At 27.3% G+C, this 24,892-nt stretch carries 18 protein-coding genes and 3 pseudogenes; 5 read left to right on the plus strand and 16 right to left on the minus strand.

Going from position 1 to position 24,892, the window contains the following annotated elements; all coding sequences use genetic code 4:
• Positions 1–4 precede the first annotated feature (4 nt).
• The 13 genes from MBIO_RS04365 to MBIO_RS04425 all read right to left on the minus strand — a co-directional run bounded on the left by MBIO_RS04365 (position 5) and on the right by MBIO_RS04425 (position 17,905).
• Complete coding sequence (locus MBIO_RS04365) at positions 5–2,038, minus strand: alpha-amylase family glycosyl hydrolase (RefSeq protein ID WP_041594265.1); 2,034 nt, start codon at positions 2,036–2,038, stop codon at positions 5–7.
• A 145-nt stretch (positions 2,039–2,183) separates the two neighbouring features.
• Positions 2,184–2,849, minus strand: coding sequence for a GntR family transcriptional regulator (locus MBIO_RS04370; protein ID WP_013354813.1), 666 nt, complete (start codon positions 2,847–2,849; stop codon positions 2,184–2,186).
• A gap of 43 nt (positions 2,850–2,892) precedes the next feature.
• Positions 2,893–4,665 (minus strand): alpha-amylase family glycosyl hydrolase, encoded by a 1,773-nt coding sequence (locus tag MBIO_RS04375; RefSeq protein WP_232048381.1) that lies wholly within the window; start codon positions 4,663–4,665, stop codon positions 2,893–2,895.
• Positions 4,666–4,756: 91 nt separating this feature from the next.
• On the minus strand, positions 4,757–5,419 hold the full coding sequence (locus MBIO_RS04380) for a hypothetical protein (protein ID WP_013354817.1): 663 nt from the start codon (positions 5,417–5,419) through the stop codon (positions 4,757–4,759).
• A complete protein-coding gene (locus tag MBIO_RS04385; protein ID WP_013354818.1) occupies positions 5,419–6,639 on the minus strand; it encodes an ABC transporter ATP-binding protein in 1,221 nt (406 codons plus the stop codon). The genes MBIO_RS04380 and MBIO_RS04385 overlap by 1 nt, the downstream gene beginning before the upstream one ends.
• Positions 6,640–6,642: 3 nt before the next feature.
• The gene (locus MBIO_RS04390; RefSeq protein ID WP_041594266.1) at positions 6,643–7,593 is read right to left on the minus strand and encodes a sugar ABC transporter permease; all 951 of its coding nucleotides are present in this window, start codon (positions 7,591–7,593) and stop codon (positions 6,643–6,645) included.
• A gap of 2 nt (positions 7,594–7,595) precedes the next feature.
• On the minus strand, positions 7,596–10,706 hold the full coding sequence (locus tag MBIO_RS04395) for an ABC transporter permease subunit (protein ID WP_015511284.1): 3,111 nt from the start codon (positions 10,704–10,706) through the stop codon (positions 7,596–7,598).
• Positions 10,694–11,215 carry a hypothetical protein gene (locus MBIO_RS04400; protein ID WP_013527017.1) on the minus strand — a complete coding sequence of 174 codons (522 nt, stop codon included), beginning with the start codon at positions 11,213–11,215 and terminating at the stop codon, positions 10,694–10,696. The genes MBIO_RS04395 and MBIO_RS04400 overlap by 13 nt, the downstream gene beginning before the upstream one ends.
• Positions 11,215–13,590 (minus strand): lipoprotein, encoded by a 2,376-nt coding sequence (locus tag MBIO_RS04405; RefSeq protein WP_013527018.1) that lies wholly within the window; start codon positions 13,588–13,590, stop codon positions 11,215–11,217. Before MBIO_RS04405 ends, MBIO_RS04400 begins: the two co-directional genes overlap by 1 nt.
• Positions 13,591–13,610: 20 nt before the next feature.
• Positions 13,611–14,072: a hypothetical protein gene (locus MBIO_RS04410; RefSeq protein ID WP_013527019.1), complete on the minus strand. Its 462-nt coding sequence runs from the start codon at positions 14,070–14,072 to the stop codon at positions 13,611–13,613.
• Between the two features lie 235 nt (positions 14,073–14,307).
• A complete protein-coding gene (locus MBIO_RS04415) occupies positions 14,308–14,709 on the minus strand; it encodes a hypothetical protein (protein ID WP_013527020.1) in 402 nt (133 codons plus the stop codon).
• A 44-nt stretch (positions 14,710–14,753) separates the two neighbouring features.
• A complete protein-coding gene (locus tag MBIO_RS04420; protein WP_232048382.1) occupies positions 14,754–16,040 on the minus strand; it encodes an alpha-amylase family glycosyl hydrolase in 1,287 nt (428 codons plus the stop codon).
• 932 nt (positions 16,041–16,972) lie between these two features.
• Positions 16,973–17,905, minus strand: a complete 933-nt coding sequence (locus MBIO_RS04425; protein ID WP_013527023.1) for an ECF transporter S component — start codon at positions 17,903–17,905, stop codon at positions 16,973–16,975.
• Between the two features lie 51 nt (positions 17,906–17,956).
• Here MBIO_RS04425 and MBIO_RS04430 point away from each other — a divergent pair, with 51 nt between their 5' ends.
• Positions 17,957–19,510, plus strand: coding sequence for a phospho-sugar mutase (locus MBIO_RS04430; RefSeq protein WP_041594284.1), 1,554 nt, complete (start codon positions 17,957–17,959; stop codon positions 19,508–19,510).
• A 96-nt stretch (positions 19,511–19,606) separates the two neighbouring features.
• Here the strand turns inward: MBIO_RS04430 and MBIO_RS04435 are convergent, their stop codons facing one another.
• On the minus strand, positions 19,607–20,878 hold the full coding sequence (locus MBIO_RS04435) for a YitT family protein (protein WP_013354829.1): 1,272 nt from the start codon (positions 20,876–20,878) through the stop codon (positions 19,607–19,609).
• A gap of 144 nt (positions 20,879–21,022) precedes the next feature.
• Between MBIO_RS04435 and rplU the strand changes: the two genes are divergently transcribed.
• Both rplU and rpmA read left to right on the plus strand, forming a co-directional pair.
• Positions 21,023–21,322 (plus strand): 50S ribosomal protein L21, encoded by a 300-nt coding sequence (gene rplU, locus MBIO_RS04440; RefSeq protein WP_013354830.1) that lies wholly within the window; start codon positions 21,023–21,025, stop codon positions 21,320–21,322.
• A 9-nt stretch (positions 21,323–21,331) separates the two neighbouring features.
• Positions 21,332–21,601 (plus strand): annotated as a pseudogene (rpmA, locus tag MBIO_RS04445) (50S ribosomal protein L27); the annotation flags it as partial.
• Positions 21,602–21,820: 219 nt separating this feature from the next.
• Here the strand turns inward: rpmA and MBIO_RS04450 are convergent.
• Both MBIO_RS04450 and MBIO_RS04455 read right to left on the minus strand, forming a co-directional pair.
• Entirely contained in the window at positions 21,821–22,435 is a 615-nt protein-coding gene (locus MBIO_RS04450) for a hypothetical protein (protein ID WP_013527025.1), read from the minus strand.
• A gap of 119 nt (positions 22,436–22,554) precedes the next feature.
• Entirely contained in the window at positions 22,555–23,607 is a 1,053-nt protein-coding gene (locus MBIO_RS04455) for a zinc-dependent alcohol dehydrogenase (protein ID WP_041594285.1), read from the minus strand.
• A gap of 201 nt (positions 23,608–23,808) precedes the next feature.
• Here MBIO_RS04455 and MBIO_RS04460 point away from each other — a divergent pair.
• Positions 23,809–24,314, plus strand: a pseudogene (locus MBIO_RS04460) (IS3-like element ISMi1 family transposase); the annotation flags it as partial.
• 47 nt (positions 24,315–24,361) lie between these two features.
• Positions 24,362–24,892, plus strand: a pseudogene (locus MBIO_RS04465) (IS3-like element ISMi1 family transposase); the annotation flags it as partial.

The raw sequence follows: 24,892 nt of genomic DNA on the forward strand, positions 1-24,892 counted from the left end.
TCTCCTATTTTTTAATTAATATATATGAACAATGCCCCAATATTTCTTTCGTATTAAAGATGCCTATTTTTGAGCAAAATAAAACTTTGTATTTTTTTAAATCAATTGTTTTATAGTTAGATTGGTTAAAATTGTGAATGACTCTTACTTCTTCTTTTTCATTAAATTTAATTGAATAATCGACAACATTTTGATCTTTAATGTCTCAATTAAATTTCAAGTATTTGTTGATTTCTTCACTTGAATTTAGTCTGAAATATTTAGTACTTTGTCTAAATTTCAAGAGTCTAATAAATCAACGATAAAGCTCTTTTTTAATTCAAGGATTTTCCAAATTATTTCATTTTAGTCCGTTAGTATAATCTGTCGTTTTATAAGAATTAAAATGGTATTTATTTTCATCTGAATTTAATTCAAAATAATCTTTGGCATATGAATAAAATGACTTATGAAAATCTTGACCACTTTTATCAGCAGGTTTACTTTGAGCTAATTCAGTACCTGCTAAAAAGAATTGACGTCCTTGTGTTGTAATTTGCAAAATCAAAGCTTGGCGATATTGGTCTAATAAATCTTTTATTTTTAAATCTTTATTTAAAGATTCTGTAATAATACGATCTCATAATGTTCCACCATCATGACAAGCAACATAAGCTAAGTTATTTCCAACATGTTTAGTAAATAAATCATTTGAGTTTTTTGAATACTTAAAATCATAACTAGGTCATTTGTAATTATTAATATTGCCTATTACACATGAACGATATTTGGCAACCTTTTCATTATTTACTTTAGTAATCAATCCTGGTCCAGACCCAAATTCATCTCAAGTAATTATTGACCTAAGTGAATCATTAAAGTAACCAAATGAATGATTATTATCACTAATTCCTTTAACATAAGAATCTTTGAAATCTAAATCACTAAATTGTCAAGCTTCACCATGGATTACTAAATTAGGTTTTATTTTTCTTAAGTTTTTAAAACAATAATCAAGTGTTTCTTTATCAATAAAACTTGATAAATCAAAACGGAAACCATCAACATCATAATATTCAACAAAATGTTTTAGTGATTCATAAATTAGTTTTCTAACCATATATCTTTGACTTGCTAAAGGCGGATAAATAACAGGTTTTACTTTAGCATTATCTCGATAATAGTAACCAGGCAGAATATTATCATAAATTGAATTTATCATCATATGGTTATAAACTACATCTAAAATAACTCCGATTTTACTTTTGTGTGCTTTATCTACAAATCTTTTAAATTCTTTAATTCTATTATAAGGATCACTTGGATTAGTTGAATAAGAACCATTGATACTAAAGTAATTTAAAGGATCATATCCCCAATTGTAATTAGTAGCTCAACCTTTGCCTTCTCCTTTTTTAAGCATTTTTATATTGTTTTCATTTAATGAATAAGTTGAATGAATTGGCAAAAGCTGCACATGAGTTATATTTAAATTTTTTAAATATTTAAAAATATCATGTTTTAATGTTGCATCAAAAGTACCTAATTTTTCTTTTTCTTTTGCTTTCTTTAAACTAGTAAAATCACGTATGTGAAGCTCATAAATGATAGGGTCTACTTGACAATTAAATTCGGTTTTAAGAAGGTATTTTATTATGCCACATTTTGATTTATTATCTAGATTAACTATTGCGCCTTTTGCAATTTTATCTTCTTTTGCTTCTCAATCAAAAGGAGCTAAAGAATAAGCATAAGGATCTAGTGCAACAGTTTTAGAATTATCTGGATGAGTGATTAAAAATTGATAAAATTTGCCTTCATATTTTTTTTCAATTTTTACAACTCAAACAGTTTCTTCTTTTTCCATAGAAAAACTAATTGTTTCATTAATATCTGAATAATTTTGAAAAATTAATAGTTTTACATCTAAAGCTAAAGGCTGTCAAAATTTTATTTCAATATGATTTTTATGGAATTTTGTTCCTAAATCAGCTTTTTTATAAGCATATTTAGCATCAAAGTCCTTAAAAAATTCTTTAGTTTGTCCTTTTATATTCATAATAATTAAATTTTAAAATTATTTTAAAATAATGTTTCAGAATGCAAAATAATCTTGATGTATCAAGTGTAAAAGTCAATATAAAAAAGCATAAATAAAAAGCACTTTTTTTACAAGTACTTTATTTAATATTTTACAAATATAATTATGATTTTAATGAAAATTCTTGATGGAAAAATCTAAAGTATTTAGGATTAATATAATACTTTCCAGCTACAGAAATGCTATCTTCATCATAGCCAAAAAATGAAACAACTACCAAGCTTTCATATCCAAATTTTTTAACATTTTCATAAGATAATGAATAAACCATATTATTTAAACCATCGCGCTCAATTAATAAGTCGGTTAAAGATTTATTAAAATTAATTTCCTCATCAACTTCAATATTTTTACAGCTTACATAAATTTCAGAAGTTGCTAAAACCTCATTATCTTTATAATAAGTTTTTTCAAAAGTTCTAAAACCTTGAACAAAGAGAATTCTTTTATCTACCATTCATTGAGGTAATTCCTTGCTTTTTATTTCTTTTCCTTCTTGAGCTGTTGCTCCTAAAAGATAACTAATTGGTTTAATTAAGTTGTGAAAGTTTTCAGCAACAAAATGTCCTCTTTTTGAAATTGAATAGATAGCTCCTAATGCTTCTAATTTTTGATATGCTTTAACAACAATACTTCTTGAACAATCAAAACGCATCATTAAAGAATGCTCACTTGGCAAGATTTTGTTTGTTGGTACTTTTTGAGTTTTAATCAAATCAATTAAATAATCAATAATCACTTGTGTTTTCTTCTTTTCTTGTAAATCCATAATATAAATATTATACACACCTTTAAATTTTAAAAAAATAAAGCTATTTTTTTGTTAACTTATAAATACCACAAGCATATTTTTGCATTATTATTCCTCATGGCATATTTTTGCATTTATATTCATATAATGCTTCAAAGTGATAATTCCTGCTAATCTTTTGAAGAACATTATTTTGACATTTATGATTGTAAATAACAAACATTAAATAATTCTTATCATCATTAAGATCTTTACGGACAATAACATTTGAATAATCTTTACTGTCTACTACTAATCTTGGATCAACTAAAGTTTCTATATTAGTTAAACTTAAAAAAGAATAATCTTTTCTTAGCTTATTAATTAAAGCAATCATATTATAGATACTATTTCCTGGTGCTATTTCATTTTCAACATAATCAAGCGAATTAGATACATTTAAAAATAAGTTTGATTGACAAGCATCTAATTTCTTTTCGTAAATAGCTGATATTTCTTGATGGTTTTTTCACTTCATTGGTTCTCTTAAACCAGGATCATCAAAGCTTCTAGTTCCTGCATATGCTAATTCATCACCATAATAAATTATTGGTTTAGCAGGCAAAGCTAAAAGATAAAGCAAAGCAGCTCTAATACTGTCTTTTTCATCTTCTGTGATTTTAGGATAGTTTCTAATGTTTTTAACTTGGCGTCGATAATTGTCTAATCATCTAAAAGTATCATGATTATCTAAAAAAGGAATTCAGGGTGCTTGAAATTTTGTATTTTGGTATTTAGCAACAAGGCTTTGTAAATAAGAAAAATCTAAACGCACATCATCATTATCTCTAAAATGTTCTCATCCATCATAAGTAGAGTCTAGTGCTTTTTGATTATTATAGGTAAAATATTCAAAAGCTTTTAATGCTTCACTTAATCACTCACCCATCATAAACACTTCTTCACGATTTTGCTTTTGAGTGATTTCCTTGCTTGCTTGTCTTAAAAGATGAAATATTTTTGCTTCATTAAAATTGGTTTTAGTTTCGCTTTCAGAAGAAAAGTATTCACTAAAGGCATCATATCTAAAACCATCAACACCTAATTTAGTTCAAAATTTTTGAATAGCACAAAGTTCATTAATTACATCTGAATTATTTAAGTTTAAATCAGGCATACCGCCTCAAAAGCGACCAATAAATTTTTTATTTGTAGCTTTAAAATTTTGATCAATGTTTTTATATCTTTTTCTTAATTTTTCATTATCAACTCTTGCATCTAAATCATTTTTAAGTGGTTTGAAGTTATAATAATTTTCATATTTTTTGTCACCTTTTAAAGCTGCTTGAAATCAAGGATGTTCATAAGAAGTGTGATTAAAAACTAAATCTAAATAGATTCTTATACTTTTTGAATGAGCTAATTTTAGGAATTTTTTAAATGCTTCCATGCCGCCTAATTGAGGTGCTACATCACAGTAATCAATAACTGAATATCCATGATAACTTGATGAAGGATGAATTGGACTAAGTCATATTTGGTCAATACCTAAATTTACCAAATAATCTATTTTATTGATTAATCCGTAAAAATCACCAATGCCATCATTATTACCATCCGCAAAATTGTAAACCAAAATTTGATAAATAACATTGCTGCTTAATTTTGATTTATTAATACTGCAAGTTTCAATTTTTTGATCTAAATTTAAGTAAGTTAAATTTGGATTTTTTATTAAATATTTTGCATCATCTCAAGATACATAATTTTGGTTTGGATGTTTTTTAATGAATTTTTTAAGTTTCATTTTTTTAATAAAGTTCATAAATTTTTCTTTTAATTTGTTTGTTTTCATAATAATAATTTTAACTTTTTTAAATATTAAAATATTTTTTAAATAAAAATCTTGATGTATCAAAAAAGATGCCGAAGCACCTTTTTAATCATTATATTAATTGTTTTTCTAAGTCCTTAGTATCAATTTTGCTTTTAGCAATAATTTGGTCATTTTTAACATATCCATATTTTGTTTTAGCAACAATTAACAAAATAAAGTTTGTTAGTATAACGAACATTCCAATTCATGCATAAGTAATGTTCATTTTATCTAAAAATTGATATATAGCATATTCTGAACCGCTTAATTCTTTAAAGTCAATAACTTTGTTAAGTTTATTAGGACTTAGTGAGATTGCAAAAAAGAATAAACAAAAAGAGGTTAATTGGAGAAATATAAGATAAATAAAGTATTTGTCTGCATTACTTTTATTTGAGAAAAGTCGAATTACTGCAATACAATTAATGATTAAAGATATGAAGAGAATATTTATATTAATCATTATTAATGCAGGAAGGAAATTTTTAAGACCATAAGAAGGAGAGTTTGCAAAAGAACTATTGTAAATCTTTTCTTTAGTTGACTTGATAGCAGCAGGATCTACATCTCGAAGTCAATTTAATTCTTCATCTATTCTTTTTAAGAATAAAAAGAGAAAAGCAAACAATATTGCTATTGCAACTATTGTAATAATAATTGATAATACTAATAAAGATTTACGAGCTAAATAATTTGTTTTAGATTTTTTTAATTTTTGGTTAACTTTGAACATTAATTAATCCGTTTTGTTGTTTCCGCATCGAAGATATGGATTCTAGGTTCATAAAATTCAATGTAAACTTTTGAATAAAGCTCGTAAGTATCTGAATTGCTTGCTGTAATTGTAAGTTCGATATCGTCATTATCCAATTTAACAGTTACAAGTTGTTCTTTACCAATTAATTCAATATTTTTAATAGTTGCATGAATTGAATTTGATACTTCAGAAGCATGAATTTTGATGTCTTCACTTCTAAAACCAATTTTTAATTTTTTGTCTTTTAATTGTTCCAAATATTCTTTTGGGGCTTTAATTTTAATGTCTTTTTGAGCACTAACAATTTTGCCGTTTTCGCATGCTGCTTTGAAAACATTCATGGTTGGAGAACCAATAAATCTAGCTACAAAGACATTAGCAGGTTTGAAGTATAAGTCACGGCCAGTACCATTTTGTTGAATTGAGCCATCATTGAAGACAACAATTTGATCACCCATTGTCATAGCTTCAAGTTGGTCATGAGTTACATAGATACTGGTTGCGCCAAGCATTCTGTGGATATTAACAATTTCACGACGCATACTTTCACGAAGTTTTGCATCAAGGTTAGAAAGAGGCTCATCCATCAAGAACACTTGAGGTTTACGAGCAATAGCACGACCTATTGCCACACGTTGTCTTTGACCACCAGATAAGTCACGTGGTTTTCTGTATAAGTAATCTTCTATTTTTAGAATTTTAGCAACATCCTTAACACGTTTGTCAATAACGTCTTTTCTTTCTTTGGCTATTTTTAAACCAAAAGCAATATTATTGTAAACGTTCATGTGAGGATATAAAGCATATGATTGAAAAACCATTGCAATATTTCTTTCACTAGGTAAAAGGTTATTATATCTTTTGCCATTGAATAATAAGTCACCTTTTGTAATTGAATTTAATCCCGCAATCATTCTAAGTAGTGTAGTTTTACCGCAACCACTAGGTCCTAAAAAGATACAAAATTTACCTGGTTGAATATCTAAATTAATATTTTCAAGTGTATAATTTTCATTACCTTCATATTTTTTAGATAATCCTTTTAGTTCAATATGAGCTCCTTTTTCAATATTTCTAAGCTCACCGATTTCATCTAGCATTTTGTCCAAATTAATTGTTTCAAAGGATAAATCGTCAAAATCTTCATTTTGATTTTGAGTATTATTCAAGTCTTTATTTTTCTTTTTAAATCACATATTTTATCCTTTCACAGCTCCTTCAGATAAGCCACCAACAATGTATTTTTGTAAGTACATAAATAGACAAAAGGCAGGAAGAGAAGCTAGTATTGAGCCAGCTGCATAAGCACCAGCATTTTTATGTTTTTCTTCAGCATTAAGTAAAATATCTAATCCAACAGCTAAAGTTTTTTCTTCGTTACTTATTAAAACAAATTTCGGTAAGATAACATCCGTAAATGGAGTTAAGAATGATCATAGAGCAGTCATAATTAAAGCAGGCATAATAACTGGTAGAAGTATTTTGAAGAATAATCCTCAGTTAGAACATCCATCAACTCTAGCTGAGTCATCTAATTCTCTTGAAACTGTATCTAAATAACTTTTTAGCATAAAGGTATTTGAAGATATAGCTCCACCAGAATAAATAATAACCAGCATTAATATTGAATTAATTCCTAAATCATTCCCCATCCGCACAATAATGTAAAGACAAATAAGAGATGAAGTGGCAGGAATCATTTGCAACATCATAATAATAGTTAATGAGTGTTTTGAACCAGCGAATTTAAATCTTGAATAAGCATAAGCATTCAAAGCAACACAAATGGTTGAGATAACCATAGTTAAGAATGCTAGCAATAATGTATTACCATATCATCTTAAAAAATAGCTTCGTTCACTTGTAAATAAATAAGTAAAGTTGTCAAAGCCAAATTTAAAAGGTGTTATGGCTACAACCCTTTGGTTGTTAACATTTAGTGAGGCCACAATTAGTGAAACCGCAGGGAAAAGCACAATCAAGGATCAACAAATTAAGATTAAGTAATTAAAGAACAGTCAAACTATTTCCATTGGTGTTGGAGGTTTAGTATCTGATAAGTTATAGTTGATACGAACTTTTTTGTTGATAACTTTTTTAGTTGAAATGTTATCAACAATTGAATCATAAATTTTGTTTTCACTATTCATTATTAGTCCCTCCTTGTCATAGATTTAATGAATCCTCTAGCTGCTACAGCGATACTTAATAGAGCTGCAAGAGTTGTCAAAGCTGCTGCAAAAGCTTGATCAGATTCAATTTTTACTGCACCAGTGGCTAGTTTATAGATAAATGAAATTAGAATATCAGTTGCACCTTCTTGATAAGCAGTTGGTTTAGCAAACGCAGGGCCTCCGCCACTAAAGATACTAATAGTTGTGAAGTTGTTGAATGCTCCAACAAATTGACCAATTAACATTGGGGCAATTGCTAATAATAAAGAAGGTAGTGTTAGCTTAAAGAATTTATGATAATTTTTGGCTCCATCAATAGAAGCAGCTTCATAAATATCTTTTGGAATTGCTTGTAAGTTACCAGTAACTAACATGAAGATAAAGGCATAAGCTATTCAAGTTTGAACAACAATTAAGATAGCTCGAGCTGAGGTTATGTTGTTAAGTCATTCAATAGGTCTATTAACAAAATGAAGTTTTAATAGAATCATATTAATATAACCTGTTGTTCCATTAACAAAAGCACTTCTTAAGAAGTACAACATAACGAAAGCTGGAATTGCTCAAGGAATAATAAAGATTAATCTAAAGAATTTTCTTCCTTTAAGACGATTATTATTTGCTAATATCGCTAAAATAATACCGAGTGAAATAGGACAAAGAGTTGAAGCGATTGTTCAAATAAATGTTCAACCAATAATTCTTTCTAGAGCTGTTAGAATTCCATTATTACGATAAATTCATCAAAGTCCTCATTGTTTCAAGCCAACTCATGAACTGGTTTGAGTAGGGGCTTGATGCATGTATCCATAGTCAGTAAATGAAATTAGAACTGAAGTAATAATAGGAGCTAGAACAATAAATAACATTAAGATTCAACCTGTAATTGAAATCATTCAAGGGAAGCCGCTTGTATTTAATCATCTTTTTGTATATGATCATTTACTTGGACGTGACCCTTCTTCCATTAATTTAGCTGTTCTAAATGCAATAATTGAACAAACTGTAAAGTAAATTAATACTATTGTTAAGATAATAACAGATATGACACCACCAAAAAGGTAACGCCGAGCATCTCTAAATATGCCCATGCTAGAATTGAAGTGTCGAGCTCCTAAGTCAATGAAACTCAGAATCCCTTCCATACCATCAATACCAGTAGTATAAGCTCCGAAACTAAAAGGAATAAAAATTGCATACAATAATGTGGTTACTAAAAGTAAAAGAATCCCTTTAGTTTTTTGTTTGAAGAATATCAATTCTGAAAGTCCAGGGAAAATAAAACTAATTATTGCTGCTAATCATTTAATATTACGTGTACATTCAATTGGTACAGTTTTAACAGCTTCATTAACTTTACTTTCATAAATTTTTGAAACAACCTTCATTTCGGCTTGTCTTCTAAAGAATCAAGTTGATAAAATTTCTTTATTTTTAAGACTGTTAGTTTGAAGTTTTAATTCATATCTTTTTTCATTATAATCAATCTTTGCTTCCATTTTACTATGTTTAAAAGCTTGTTTTGATATTTCTTTATTTTTATATCTTAAAGCTGTTTGCTTAACTGTTTCAAGATATTGATTATAAAGTTGTTTTTTCTTGTTAGAAACTAATTCTTTTTCGCTTTGATATTGTTCTTTGTTTCTAACTTGTTCTTTTAAAATGTTAGAATTTTCATTTGAGCTAAGATTTAAAGAATTTAGTTTTGTTTCATAAATAGCTAAAACTTTTTCATATAAGAATTTTAGTCTTACTTGCTCAGCATTTATTGCTCTTTCTTTTAAGGCTAAAGCTAATTCTTTTTTATAATTTCCTTCATAAGAATATTTTTCATAAATTGCCGATTCTTTGAAATAAAGTTCAGATTTAAGCAATCATTCAAATTCTTTTTTTAGGCTTTTTGTGTTAAAAAAACCAAACAATAATTTTTTAAATATTTTAGCTAAAGCAGATGTTTTTTTGTCATTATAGACAAGTTGTTTATTTTTCTTAAATGACTGTAAAACAGATTTTTTGGTAATTTTTATAGATTCATCTTTATTAGAATCTATAAAGTTATTTTTAGCTAAAAATTCTAAATATTGTTGGTAATTTCTAGTAGCAACTAAATCATCGATTTTCTTTAGTTGTTGCTTGAAATTTTGATTTACAATCTTAATTTTTGATTTTCCATTTTGCTTTATTTTTTTAATTTTTTCAATATTGCCTTTTTCAACACGTTTAATCTCATTTTTGTGTTCTTCGATTTTAGCATATGCTTCTTTTTTATATGCTTTTACTTCTTGTTTTTGTAATTCTGCTTTTTGATTATATTCATATTCTAAAGCAAGATTTTTTTGATTTGTTTCTAATTTAATGTTGTATTTGTTTGCTTTATAAATCTTTAATTCAATAAATTTATTATTTTGATATTTGTGGTTTAGTGAATTACGTTTTTCAATTAATTCTAAACGACGTTTTTCCAATTTTTGATAAAAGTTTTGGAAATAAGATTTTGGGTCTTCTAAAGTATTTAATATTTTTAGTTCTTGTTTATGCAAATAGTTTTTAATTTTATTGATGTCAAAATCAAGATCTGAATTATGTTTAAGATATTTTAGAGTTATATTGAATAAAGCATATTTAGAAAGAATTTTATTTTCTTCTTTAATTGTTTTTTGCTTTAATTCTTCTAATAATTCATTCTTCTTTTCATCAATGTCAGCTGTTAGTCTTAGTGATTTTTGAAATTCTAGTACATATTTTTTAAGAGCCTTTTTTTCTTTTATTAACGCTTTAATTTCATACTTAATCATTGAGATTTCGTTATCAGCAAACGATATCTTTTTAATAGCATCTTTAATAGCTTTAATTTTATTTGAATAAGCCGCATATAAACTTGAAAGTTCTCTTTTTAAGTTATCTTGTAGTTTTGTTCTAGCTCGTAAAAATAAATTTTTGTTAATCTTCATTTGTGAATTAATTTTATCGATACGCCTATTAACAACATTTCTAACATGATGTTTATAGGCTTTTAAGGTATCTTGTTCTTCAGAAAGAATTGTGTCAAATTCTTCTCCATATCAGTTAAAAAGTTTTAATTTTTCCATATTAAATGTCCTTTATTCAATGTGTACCATTCATAATGGTGCATTCTTCGAGCTAAATGTAATTTGACTGTTAAAAAGATTAGATAAGAAAGTATTATTACACAAAAGATTGTAATAAATACTCCTATAATAATTTCTTGTTTTAATAAAACTCTAGTGCCTCTAAATCAAGGCAAAGCTCCTAAAAGAGCAAATACTAAAATTCATATAATTAAAAACCCATAGCCTGCTTTTAATTTATGCCTTAATAGAACAATGTAAATTAGAAAGCAAATTAATGCTAATGAGTTTGCAATATAGGAAACAATTTTAGTTATTGTCACTTGTTTAGCAATTTGTGCTTTTTCTTCATCGCTAAGACTTGTCTCTATAAATTTAGAACCATAAACAAAAGGAATTAAGACTCAAAAAATCATTAAGACTGTAATTGCTGCTAAACAAGAAACTAAAAAGTAAAAACTAAATTTGTCTATATTTAATTTGGGTTTAATGTATGGATTTTGATCCATTATTCAAATCTAATAACAGCTGTCGATTCAGTTGAACTATTAATTGTGTCAATTTTTTCTTTGTAAATTGCTGTTAATTTTTCATACATCACTTTTTTAAATGCGTCAAGTGTTTTAGTTGTTGTTGCAATTTCAGAATATAATAATTTGTTTCCAAATACAGCATCATTTCATGAACTTCATGCAACATTACCAAATTGAGGATTTGATTGGTCAATACGTCCTGGTTGGTATTGAATTACATTCAATCCACCATCAGCTAATGATTTAGTTGAAGATAATGTTTGATAAATTAAGTCAACTGTTTGATTTTTTCTATATTGTTCAACAATTTCAATAACTTTAGAAGCTGGCACTTTAGTGCTTTTATCTTTTGCTGGAAATTGAAATTCTTTAGTTAATTTGTCACCAAGATTTCTAACTTCAGCTTGGTTAATGTATCTTGCGTAAAGATATGCTTTAACTGCTTTTGTAATAACTTCATCAGCTACTGCTTTTTTAGATAAAAGTTGTGAAACTTTTTTAGCTTCAGCAATTTTTGCATTGATTAAATCTTGCAATTTGTTTTCTTTTAATGCTGTTTTGAATTTTTCGACAACAGCATCGTATTCTTTACCATTGTCACCATCAGCACCAAAAATGATTTTTTCAAGCTTTCTAATATGGAACGAATTGTCACCTTGTTTTGCATTTGCAAATAATTCATTTAAAACATTTGCTTCGTTTAATTTTGTAAAAGCTACTTGTCAAGTTTGGCCATTACCTTGTAAATCCGAAAGTTTTTCCAAACCTAAAATTGCTGCTAATGCATTACGTAATCCAGTACCTTTTTCAGTATATTTATCACGAATATCTTTGAAATTCATGCCTAATTTAGATTCTAAAGTACTGTTTAACACAGCATGTACTGGTAAATTGTTAGCTGAATACATATTTGAATCCGCAAGTGGGTCATCATTCGCTGTATTTTCTCAAGTACTTGCACTTGGAGAATCGCCTACATTTGATAAATTATTAATTACTTGAATTGATGAATCATAATCTCTATTAAATTCAGCAGCATCTGTATATTTCAATTTGCTCATTAATTCTTGTAATTTTGCATTTTGAGCGGCTGAATCTTGATCAACTTTTGTTTTTAATTCTTTTTGTAAGTCTACAATAAATGGAACTTTTGAATCGCTCTTGAAGTATTCATAGAATGATTGAGAATCAAATACACATTCAAGAAATTCTGCAATAGCTTCTTTTCTTGCTTTTGATTTACCATTATTTCTAATGTTTACTAAATATGATCAAGAACTTGAAGCTTGACGGTATGTATAAGCGTCATTTAATTTGCCTGCATTAAAGAATGTTTTGGCATTACCTGATTTTTGAGCTACTTGAACATCTCAAGTACCAATTAAACCATATTCTAGTTTGCCTTCTTTCATTAATTCAAATACTTTGTTATTTACAGCGCCCATGTCATTACTTAATAATGCTTTTAAGTCATCTTGTTTAATATTTCTTTTGCCTCATACTGAAGTAGCATATGCTCCTGAGTCTAGGATATATGCAGCTTCATATATAGGAAAGAAGAATTCTGACATTAAATCAACTGCTTTTTTGAATTCAACATGGATAGGATTTTCTGTGTAAAGACCTGTTGAAATTTTTCCATTTTTTAAGAAAAGTAATTTCTTCATCATATCTTCAGCTTTGTATTCATGAGCTACAGCGCCTAAAATACCATTACCATATCAGAAGTCTTGGAATCTTAAAAATGCACGACCTTGTTTTACTAATTTTAGCAATGTATCATTTTCAGGTTTAGCTAAGTCTTTTTTAACATCTGCTAAAGATTTTGTTGAAGCAACTATAACACCTTCAGTGTTGTGTCTAATACCAAAAAGTTTTTCAGCTGGTAATTGAGTAATTTTTTCAATACCGACTACTGAACCAAATGATCTAAGTTGTTTCTTTTCTTCTTCAGTTGCTTTAACTTTTTTAGCAATACGATCTAATAATCCTGGTGAAAATTGATCTAAATCAGCAACTGCATTAGATGCAACTAAAGTTGTAATTCTATCATGTGGTGCATAAAAAATATCTGGCACAATTTTTTCATCTGTTGCCCCTGTAGGCATTTCTAAAGCACCTCAAACATCTTTAGCTATTGTTTTAATTTCATAGCCATTTTGGCCTGATTTTGTTTTCTTAAACAATTCAATTGCTTTGTCATAGAATTTTTGTTGAACGCCATCAACTGCAATTAAAATTGTTTTGCTTTCAGTAGTACCACAACTAATTGTAGCTAATGCTGTCACTGGAGCTGCTAAGGTTGCAAAGCCAATTGCTATTTTTTTAAAAGTTTTCTTAAAATTACTCATAATTTCTCCTTGTTAGCTAACTATTCAAAAACGATTAGATTTTTTTCATAAGCAACTATTGAAAAGATAATTGCTAGTGGACTAAAAAAAGTTAAGACAAATATTGTTGCAATAATTCCGCTTCATTTGTAAAATTCGGTTTTATCCAAAATATAGTAAACATGAATGCAAACGAATATTGCAAATATATAAGAAAGTAATGCAGCTGAAAATAAAATTCTATAAGTATAACTTTTTATTTCGCTAACTATGTTTTCTAAATATTTGCCTTCAAAAGTTCATTTATTTTTGCCTAGTAAATACAAAATTAATATTTCTAAAATCAAAATAATGATTTGAGTAAAAACTAATAACATGTATTCAAGAATTTTAGGTAATGATCTTCTTTCATTTGGTCATTTGCCTAAAAAAAGTCATCTCATTCTAGTTTTAAATGAAACTTTTGTACTTTTTTTGTTTTCTAATCTCCTGTTTTTTTGCATAATTAACTAAATAAATTATATTTTAAAATTAAAATATATGCCTTGTCAGTGTGCAATTCTTGATTAAATATAGGAACATTACCCTTGACCACTCAAGATAATAAAAAATTCAAAAAACAACAAATTTTAGTGTAAAAAATTTCTTTTTGCTGTTTTTTGTGCATTTTATATATTCTTATTCTTAATCTAACTTAATCTAATTGTGGAAATTTTCTCATATATGAGATTTTAATTTTTAATAAGTTAATTCAACTAACATTAAACCAGTATTCCCACTAAAAGTTATTTTTTCATTGTTTATCGAAGAATTATTAGAAAAAATAACATTAATTTTAGTTGGAGCATTCTTAAAGACTAGATTTCATTCTTGACCATAAGCTGTATGATAATAAATTGAATTGACTAAAACTAAAAACTTTTTATCTTTTTGCTTTGCTTTAACTAATTTATATCCAAGTCCTTTATAATCATAACCGGGTTTAAAGAGATCATCTAAATTAGCATAAGTATTTTCTTTTTCAGCAAACATTTTTGGATTTTCTTTACGATAATTAATTATTTTTTTGGCTAAATTAAAATTAGATTTTTTATTCTTATGAGCTTGTTCAATCGAATTCTCATTCTTGGATAAATTCAAAAAGATATGACTAGTTTCAATACCCGAACGTCTTTCATAAAAATCTACTTGGTTTTTTTATTACTTCATTTAAAAGCTTCTCTTAAAAAGGCATCAGAATGTGCTTGTGGGCCACCTCTCATATTTAATTCATTACCATTATAAAGAATTGGATTGCCACTTTGAATTAATAGGTTACTTAATCCATAACTCATTACATTTAAAACTTTAAAATCATTTTGCTTAATTTCGAGATAAAAAGTTTTAACTCCAAAAATCAATTGGTTATTATAGTAGCGCTTGTTAATTCATCTATCTTCATCATGGTTATCTAAGAATGGTAATCATGTTCTAATATGACCTTCAACTTCATGTTCTTTTAAAATTTTTTCATAATCTTTTTTTGAAGTTTCAATAAAAAAACCATTTTTAAAATGAGAACCATCAATTACAATATTTAAGCCAATTCTTTCTTCATAAGGTTTTGTTGTATCATTAATTGCAAAATATTTATGAGCTTTACTTGGTTTATTTCATCATTCACCAAAGAAAAATATATCATCGCTTGATCTTTGATCTTTAGTTTCTTTTATTACTTCTCTTAAGGCTAATCTTTGCTCATTAAATAATTTTCTCTTTTCTAAGCCTGTTGCGTCTTTAAATTCATGTTTATTTTCTGAATTCATAATGTAATAAAAAGCATCAAATCTAAAACCGTCAACTCCTTTTTTAACTCAGAATTTCATAGCATTAATAATTTCTTTTCTTGTTTTGGAATTCTTTAAATTTAAATCAGGCATACCGCCTCAAAATTCAGCAACATATCTTTTATATGAAGACTTTTGATTAGAATCTATATTGTAAAATAAATTTCTTGTACTAGAATCATCAACACCATATTTCTTTTCACAATTATATTGGAAGTTGTAAAAATTATAAAATTTGTCAAATTCGTCTTTGTTTTGAAGACCTGCTTGGAATCATGGATGCTCAAATGAAGTATGATTAATGACTCAATCCATAATAACTTTTATGCCTTTTTTATGGGCATTTATTAAAAATTGATCAAAGGCTTCCATGCCACCTAATTCAGGAGCAACATCTGTATAATCAATTACATCATAGCCATGATATGAGCTGGCTGGATGTATTGGTGAAAGATATAAAGTATCAATTCCTAAATTGCTAAAATATTCTAAATTTTCATTTAGTCCAATAAAGTCGCCAATACCATCATTATTGCGATCTGCAAAAGAATAAATTGTTAATTGATACATAACATTTGAAGGCTTAATAGATTTGTTAAAAGGCACAATAAATTTTGCATTTTTAAATTCACCTTCATAAGACAAATTCTTTATATTTTTTCAACAAATTTTTCATTGTTTCACAATTAATAATCTTTTTTAACACTTGTGCAACTTGCACTTAAACATAAAGCGATAGGTGCAATTAAAGAAAAATATGCTAATTTTTTTCTTGTTTTTTTACTCATTTATACCTTCTTTAATACAAATATTATATTAAAATAAATTATCTTAATAGTACAAGCTTGCAAATCAAATAAAGAAAAATTACCAAAATGCTTATAAAACAATGTTTTTAGTAATTTTAAGTTATTTTAAAAACTTAATTCAACTAACATTAATCCTGTATCACTATTGAAAATAATTAAATATTTTCTATTTTAGAATTATTAGCTGCAATTACATTAATATTAGTTGGTGTGTTTTTAAATTTAGTTTCTAATTGTCAAAATTGTTTGTATGATTTTTTATTGTGTTAGCTAAAACAAGTATTTTATTGACTGCTTTTTTATCTTTAAGATAGTATTCTGTATCATTGCCATAGTTTCTAAAATTATCTTTAAATATGCCATCTAATTTGAATTTTGGATAAACATATTTTGTTAATTCAAAAGCAAGACCATAGGTTTTAGAGATCTCACTTTTGAATTAACAAAATAAATATAAAATTTCCAGCTTGCGCTGGATTTTGCCAGCTTACGCTGGAGTATTTTCTTTTGCATTTTTTCACTTTCATATGAAAAAAATGATTTTTAAATTAAAATTTAAGCAGACAATTTAAGAAAATGCATTTTTCTTAAAACTTGCCGCCCTCACTTTTGGAAATAATAAAGTAATAAATTTTGATTCTACTTTTATTATATTAATATATAAATTAATATAATTTATTGCTTGATATATCAATGCCAAAAGCAAATAAATAAAAAAACTAAAAAGCCTGTTTTATAGACTTTTTAGTAAATTTTGAGTAAAAATAATTAATATGAAATTTTGCTATTTTTTTCCACAAATTTTTCTTTTAATAAAATGGCCACAGAAAAAATTGGATTCATTATTATTGAGTAAATTGGGATAGTAATAAGGCTTTTTAAAAGGATTGGAATAGTGATTAAGTAATAATGCTCACCAGTATAATTTAATGACTTTCTGCCAGCATAAAGATAATTGTAATAATTAATGTAAACATAAGGCCCAATTAGTCATCTAAAAATGATCATAATAAAAATAATAATACTGAAGACAAATAGATAATCAAATCATCTTTTTTTCACTTTTTTATTCTTAGCAAAAAGCAATTGAAAAATAATAAAAATAAATGCGATAACACTGAAATTAAAATATATTAAGAGCATTCATAAAACTGCATTTTTAGGTAAATATTTTAGCTTCTTAATTCCTTTAATATGATAACCTTTATCATTTCCACTATTTATAACAACATAGAGTAATAAAGCGAAACCAACTGAAATTACAATTATTGGAAAAATAATTCTAAATAAAAAACTAGCACGATAAAAAAAGTAATAAAAGGAGCTTAAAATACAAATGCCTATTGGAATCAATGCATAAAGATAATACCAAGTTCCAATTGTACCAGTTAAAAGCATCATAAAAGTATCAGCTAAAAATGATATTAAAGATCCTTTAAGTGGTCCAAAAAAGATTCCATATAATATAAAAAAAATTGCATCAGTTTCTAAGGGTATTATTTTTAAAATTGTAAACTTAGAAATTATTGCAACAACAAAATGAATTGCCAATAATATACCTGCTAAAGCAATATCTAAAACACTAAGACGAAATGACTTAGCGAAGTGTTGCTTAAACTTTTTGCCAAATGATAATTCATTAAAAGATTTGTCATCTTCATTGGCTGCAATATTATTGGTAAAATTCTCATTTTTTTGCATATTTTGAATTATATGTTAAAAATTTTTATTTGTTATTATATTATATATATTATGAACAAAAAATTAGAATTTGGAACAGCTGGAATTAGAGGAATTTTAGGTTCTGGTGAAGACCATTTAAATGTAGCTCATGTTCAAAGAGTTATTCATGGTTTTGCTAAATATTTAAAAAACAAATATAGCCACATTAATCCAATTACTGTTGTTATTGGACGTGATAACCGTAGATTCTCAGCTACATTTGCAACCTTAAGTGCTCAAATTTTAAGCCAATATGACATTAAGGTTATTTTTCCTCTATACTTGACTCCAACACCTTTTGTTAGTTTTGCAATTTTAAGAGAACATGCTCAAGGTGGAATTAACATTACAGCAAGTCATAATCCAGCAGAATATAATGGAATAAAACTTTACAACGACATGGGAAGTCAATGCTTACCTGAAGAAATTAAAGAAATTAGTGCTTATTTTGAAGATTATTCAAAATATGATGAAAATCTTAAAGTTCCTAAAAAAGAAGCTATTTTTAAAGAACTGAAAAACCATAAGTTTTATCCAAAGAAACTTTACAATGAATATATCGATAGGATTCTTAAATTAGGAGGACTTGTTGACTTATCTGATATTTCGTTAATCTATTCTCCATTACACGGGACAGGACGTGATTTTGTATCTGATATATTTAATAAATTTATTGAAAGATACAGATTAAAACCTGAAAATGTTCATTATGTCAAAAGTCAAATGTATCCAAGTACATCTTTTAGACATTGCAAATATCCAAACCCTGAAAGAGAAAAAACATACAGCAAATCTATTAAACAAGCTCAAAAACATAACGCAGACATTATATTAGTAACTGATCCAGACAGCGATAGAGTCGGTTTAGTTGTTAGACATAATAACGAATATGTGAGATTAAATGGTAATGAAACAGCAACAATTATTTTTGATTACTTGATTAGTAAATCAAGTATAAGTAATTTTGCAAATCAATACATGGTTTACTCATATGTTTCATCAAATATGCCAGCAATTTTAGCTAGAAAAAATGGTATAAAAGTTTATGAAGTTCCAACAGGATTTAAATGAATTGGAATGATAATAAATGAAGAAATCAAAAAAGATCAACACTGCATGTTTGCTTTTGAAGAAAGCTATGGTTCATTAATTGATGAAAGTTTAGCTAGAGATAAAGATGCTATTCAATCAGTTGCTATTTTAGTTAAAATAGCTGCAGAATACAAAAAAGAAAACAAAACAATTGTTGATGCTTTAAATGAAATATATAAAGAAAATGGTTACATTGTTAGTGGTAATGTTGAAATTATGACTGATGAAAATACATCATTAAGTAATATTCAAAACAGTTTTATTAACTTAGATTTAGACAATAAAATTGTTGATGACTTTAACAAAAAAACTGATTTTACTAAATCAAATATGATTAAAATTACATTCTCAAATGACGATTCTTGACTTGCACTAAGACCATCAGGAACAGAACCAAAAATCAAATTTTACATTTTTGCATTTGGTAAAGATCAACAAGAAGCTCAAGCAAAATTTGATAATTTTGCAAGAATTATAAAAGAAATAAAATAACCATAATATTAAAGCAAAAGGATTAGCCTTTTGTTTTATTTAACTGTTTTATAGGCTTATACAAAAAATGAACTTTTTAAAAAGTCCATTAATTGATTATTTTTCGTCGACATATTTAGTAATAAAGCTACCTGAAATTCCAATTACTGGTTTAACTGAAATTCATAATTTAGTATCTAAAGTTTTTAAATCACGAATAATGCTACGTGTTTCTAAAAGAAGCATTGTAGTTACTACACTATATGTTTTTAAGCCTGAGTAACCACTTATGCCTTCAACAACAGTGTAGCCATGTCAATAGTTAATTTTCTTAAAGTACGCTAACACTAAATCTGGTGAAGGCCCACAAGAAATTTCAACTGCAACTTTTTTATATTTAGGATAAATAAAGTTAATTAAGAAGTTAACAACCAATATATAGAAGAATGTTGTAAATTCTCTCATTCCGAAGAATACTCTGTTACCTGAATCTTCAATAATTTGAGTTCCAACACCATTTGTTAAAATTTTTGCATAGTTATGATGTGGTTGAGCAAAACCAAAAATGATTAAGAATGTTATAGTCATTATGATTGAAATAAGACTTAAGATATTGCCAACACTTTTTTGTTTTTTAGTTGAGAAGTAATAAGCAACAATATCTGTGCCGCCAGTTGATCCGCCATTTTTTCAAGCAATAGCAATTGCTGTTCCAGCACAACCTGAACCAATAGCTCCATAAGCAAAAATTGGTCAAGAATTAGGATTTTCTAAAGTTACACTTCCAACTTTTATTTCTTTAGTTCAACCAGGTGCAAAATTAATATGTTCATGTAATCAGTCTAAAACTATTTTATTTTCTCCAATTGGAACTGAAGTTAATATCAAATTAGTTAATATTTGAAATAGCATAAAAGCTAGTGTCATCAAAGTAAAACTTTTCTTAATCTTAAATCCAAATCCTAAAAGAAGCGGTAAGTTAAAAGCTAAGTAAATTAAAGCAAAATAAGGCTTAGTACTCGGTGCAATTAAGTTAATTAATAAGGGAGCTCCACTAAGTCCACTAGGAATAGTTTCACCTCTATTTAAGAATACTTGCACACCAAAGTTAAAGACCAATGCTGATAAAAAGATAAAAACTAAACGACGAGCATAGAGTTTAGCAATTCTTTTCCTAACTTCCTTGTTTTTAGGATTATCTTTTTCATAATTATGACGGACCATTTCAAGACTGTCAAGAGATTTTTCATCAAGAATTTCCTTTTTAGGTTCTTGGATTTGATTTTTTGCTTCAAAAACCATATCTTTAACTTCTTGAATAGCTTCTTTACTAACTTCAAGGTTATGCACTTGTTCTAGTTTGGTAGTATCTTTTTCGTTGTTATTCATAATATTAATTTTATATTAAATATTTATTTTTTTAATTAATATTTTTGTTATATAATAACCATGTTACTTTTGTAACCATTCTGAACAGGTTTAAGAGCTTATAAGCCACCTTAAAGATGAGCCACAAAATTCAGGAGGTATAGCATGATTGCTATTATCGAAACTGGAGGCAAACAAATTTTAGTTAAAGAAGGCCAAACCATCTTTATTGAAAAAATTGAAGGTAAAGAAGGTTCAACCGTTGACTTTGACAAGGTTTTATTAATCGACAATAAGATTGGTAAACCATATCTTAAAGGAGCCAAAGTTACTGGAAAAATCCAAAAACAAGGCAAAGCAAAAAAAATAGTTGTATATCGTCACAACCCTAAATCAACTCATAAGAGAAAATTGGGACACCGTCAACCTTACACACGTGTAGAAATTACAAAAATTGTAGGATAGGATTATAACATGGCACATACGAAAGCCGGTGGTTCAACCCGTAATGGTCGTGACTCTCGTGGTCAAAGACTTGGAATCAAATTAGGTGACGGACAATTTTGTACAGCTGGATCAATTATCTTTAGACAACGTGGTACAAAGATTTTCCCAGGTACAAATTGTGGACGTGGAAATGACGATACATTATTTGCTTTAATTACAGGATATGTAAAATTTGAAACAAGAAGAAATAGAACATATGCCTCAGTATATCCAGAAAGAGTTTCAAGTGCTCTTTCACAACCAGTTGTAAAAAAGGCTGCTGTTAAAAAAGAAACCGCTCCTAAAGTAGCGGTTAAAAAACCAGCTGCAAAAAAAGCAACTACAACAACTAAAAAAGTTAGTGCTGCAAAAAAAGCAACTAAATAATTTAGATAAATATGCACATTTTTATGATGTGCATATTTTATTTATTTGAGTGTTTTATAGGTTTTTAAGAAAAAACAGGACTTGCCTGTTTTAACTTTCTTTAGCAAATTTTCTCTTTTGAAAAATCATTGCAATAATTGAAATAACAATTGAACAACCTGCGACAATAATTGTTAAAATGCTGTTTCAAGTTATAAGTTTTCTCAATAAGTCAACTGACTCTTCTACGCTTAAAGAAGAATTAGTTATTTTTGAATATACAAGTCCATATAAACAACTTATTGTAATACCTGCTATTGTAGCTGCTGCTAAAATGATTAAGATTGTTCCAAAGACTCAATTCTTTCTTGCTATATGAGCTATTGATGTTACAAAGTAAACAATGACTGTAGCTGTTGAAAGAATAAAGAATAAAGCAATTGCAACTAAAGCAATAATTGAGCCACCAATTAATGAAATTGAAGTTGAATTATGAAAAATGTTATTTATAAATTCTTTACAAGCAGCAAATCCATCCTTCATTGAAATAGCAACTGCGCACATATTTCAAGTGCCAAAGAATCCTACTCCAAATTCAGTTGTTGCTGGTTTGGCTTCTTCTTTGATGATCATTTCAGGTTGCATACCAAAAATGAACAATAAACAAAAGCCAACTACAAAAGCTAATAATACTATTAGCGGAATAAATTTAGTTCTACTATACATTATTATTTTCCTTTTTTTAATTACTATAATTATTTTATAGTATATATTTTAATTTTTTAAAAAATAAACAAGACTTTAAAACAAGACCACTATGGGTCTTGTCTAAATTTAGGCAGATTTTATTTCTTTCCTCTGTAACCAAAGTCAATAACAGCACGTCCTAAGAATTCACCTTTTTGAAGTTTTTCAAATACTTCTGAAACTTCTTCTAGTTTAATAACTTTTGTAACTTCTGATTTAACTTTTCCTTCTGCAGCATATTGAAGTGATTCTTGTAAATCAAGTCTTGTACCAACGATTGATCCAGCTAATTCTTTTTCGAACAATACTGTTCAGAATACTGAAACGCCAATGTTGTCTTTACCAAGTTTGTCTTTTGATGGAAGGCCTACTAATACTTGACGTCCTCCACGACGAAGCATTTCCATGCCTTGTTCACCAGCAATTGTAGCAACTGATGTGTTAATTACAGCGTGAGCTCCACCACCAGTCTTTTCAATAAGTTTTTGAATAAAGTTTGGATCTTTCTTAGAGTTGAATGCAAATTCTGCTCCTGATTTTAAAGCTAATTCGCATTTTTCATCTGTTAAGTCGATACCAATAGGTCTATATCCCATTGCTTTAGCATATTGAATTGCTAATTGGCCAAGTCCACCAACACCGATAACAACCATTCAGTAACCTGGACGAGCTTTAGCTCTTTTAATTGCCTTATAGGTTGTAACACCAGCACATACTACAGGTGCTCCAGTAATTAAATCTAATCCTTCTGGAACAATTCCTACATAATCTTCGTGTCCAATTGCATATTCAGCAAATGATCCATCAAATGTGTAAGCTGACATGTTTTGTTTAGGACAAAGTGTTTCTTCACCTTGTAAACATCATTCACATAATCCACAAGCATCATGTAATCATGCTAGACAAACTCTGTCACCTTTTTTAAGACGTGTACATCCTGGACCAAGTTTTTCAACAATACCGATACCTTCGTGTCCTGGAATTAATGGATATTTAGGTTCTACCAATCAGTCATAGTTTGCAGCGTGTAAGTCTGTGTGGCATACCCCTGAAGTTTCCATTCTAATAAGAACTTGTTTAGGCCCTGGTTTTGGAATTGGAACTTCCTTAACACTTCATTGTTTTGGTTTTTCAACAACAAAAGCTTTCATAGTTGTTTTTGCCATAAAATCTATCTCCTTAAAAAAATAATAGTAATTTTTTAATGTTTTATAAAACATTCATGGGAACATTCCCATAATTTAATTCTATATTTTTTTTAAAATAAAATTGCCATTTGAAAAAAATACTAAAAGTTTTCTACAATAGAGTGAACCCCAAATTCCGTACTTTTTGGAAAGGGGTTCATTTTTATGCAATTTAAATTTAAAAAAGTAAAAAGAAACAAATGAAATAGAGATATAAAAGGTTATTTAAAATTAAAACTTGATCAAAAGATAAAAATTATCGAATTATATTTTCAAGAATTTAGTATTTTAGAAATATCTAAAATAATGGAAAACTCTTATTCAGCATGCTATTCAGTAATAGAAAAATACAAAAAGTTTGGTTATAATTCTTTTGCTATGGAAAAGAAAAAAGGAAGAAAATCTAAAATAAATTTAGATGCTCAAAAGGCAACAAATTTTAAAATCAATATTGAAAATAAAATAGAAAATAAAGATTTATTAATTAAACAATTAAAGGAAGAAAATAAAATACTCAAATTGGAGAATGCGATAGCAAAAAAAGTGAGCGCCTTGGTTCAATTGAAAGACTCACTAACAAAGAAAAATTCCAAATAACAATTGAACTAAGGCAAGAATTTAAAAAGCTATTTTTTATTAAATTAATATTAGAAAAAATTAAATTGAAAAAGTAGAGTGAACCCCAAATTCCGGACTTTTTGGAAAGGGGTTCATTTTTATGCAATTTAAATTTAAAAAAGTAAAAAGAAACAAATGAAATAGAGATATAAAAGGTTATTTAAAATTAAAACTTGATCAAAAGATAAAAATTATCGAATTATATTTTCAAGAATTTAGTATTTTAGAAATATCTAAAATAATGGAAAACTCTTATTCAGCATGCTATTCAGTAATAGAAAAATACAAAAAGTTTGGTTATAATTCTTTTGCTATGGAAAAGAAAAAAGGAAGAAAATCTAAAATAAATTTAGATGCTCAAAAGGCAACAAATTTTAAAATCAATATTGAAAATAAAATAGAAAATAAAGATTTATTAATTAAACAATTAAAGGAAGAAAATAAAATACTCAAATTGGAGAATGCGATAGCAAAAAAAGTGAGCGCCTTGGTTCAATTGAAAGACTCACTAACAAAGAAAAATCCAAAATAACAATTGAACTAAGGCAAGAATTTAAAAAGCTATTTTTTAATTAAATTATATTAGAAAAAATTTAAATTGAAAAAGTCAAACTTTTTATGAGAATTTTAA

The sequence above is a fragment of the Mycoplasmopsis fermentans PG18 genome, assembly GCF_000209735.1.
Lineage (GTDB): Bacteria > Bacillota_I > Bacilli_A > Mycoplasmatales > Metamycoplasmataceae > Mycoplasmopsis > Mycoplasmopsis fermentans.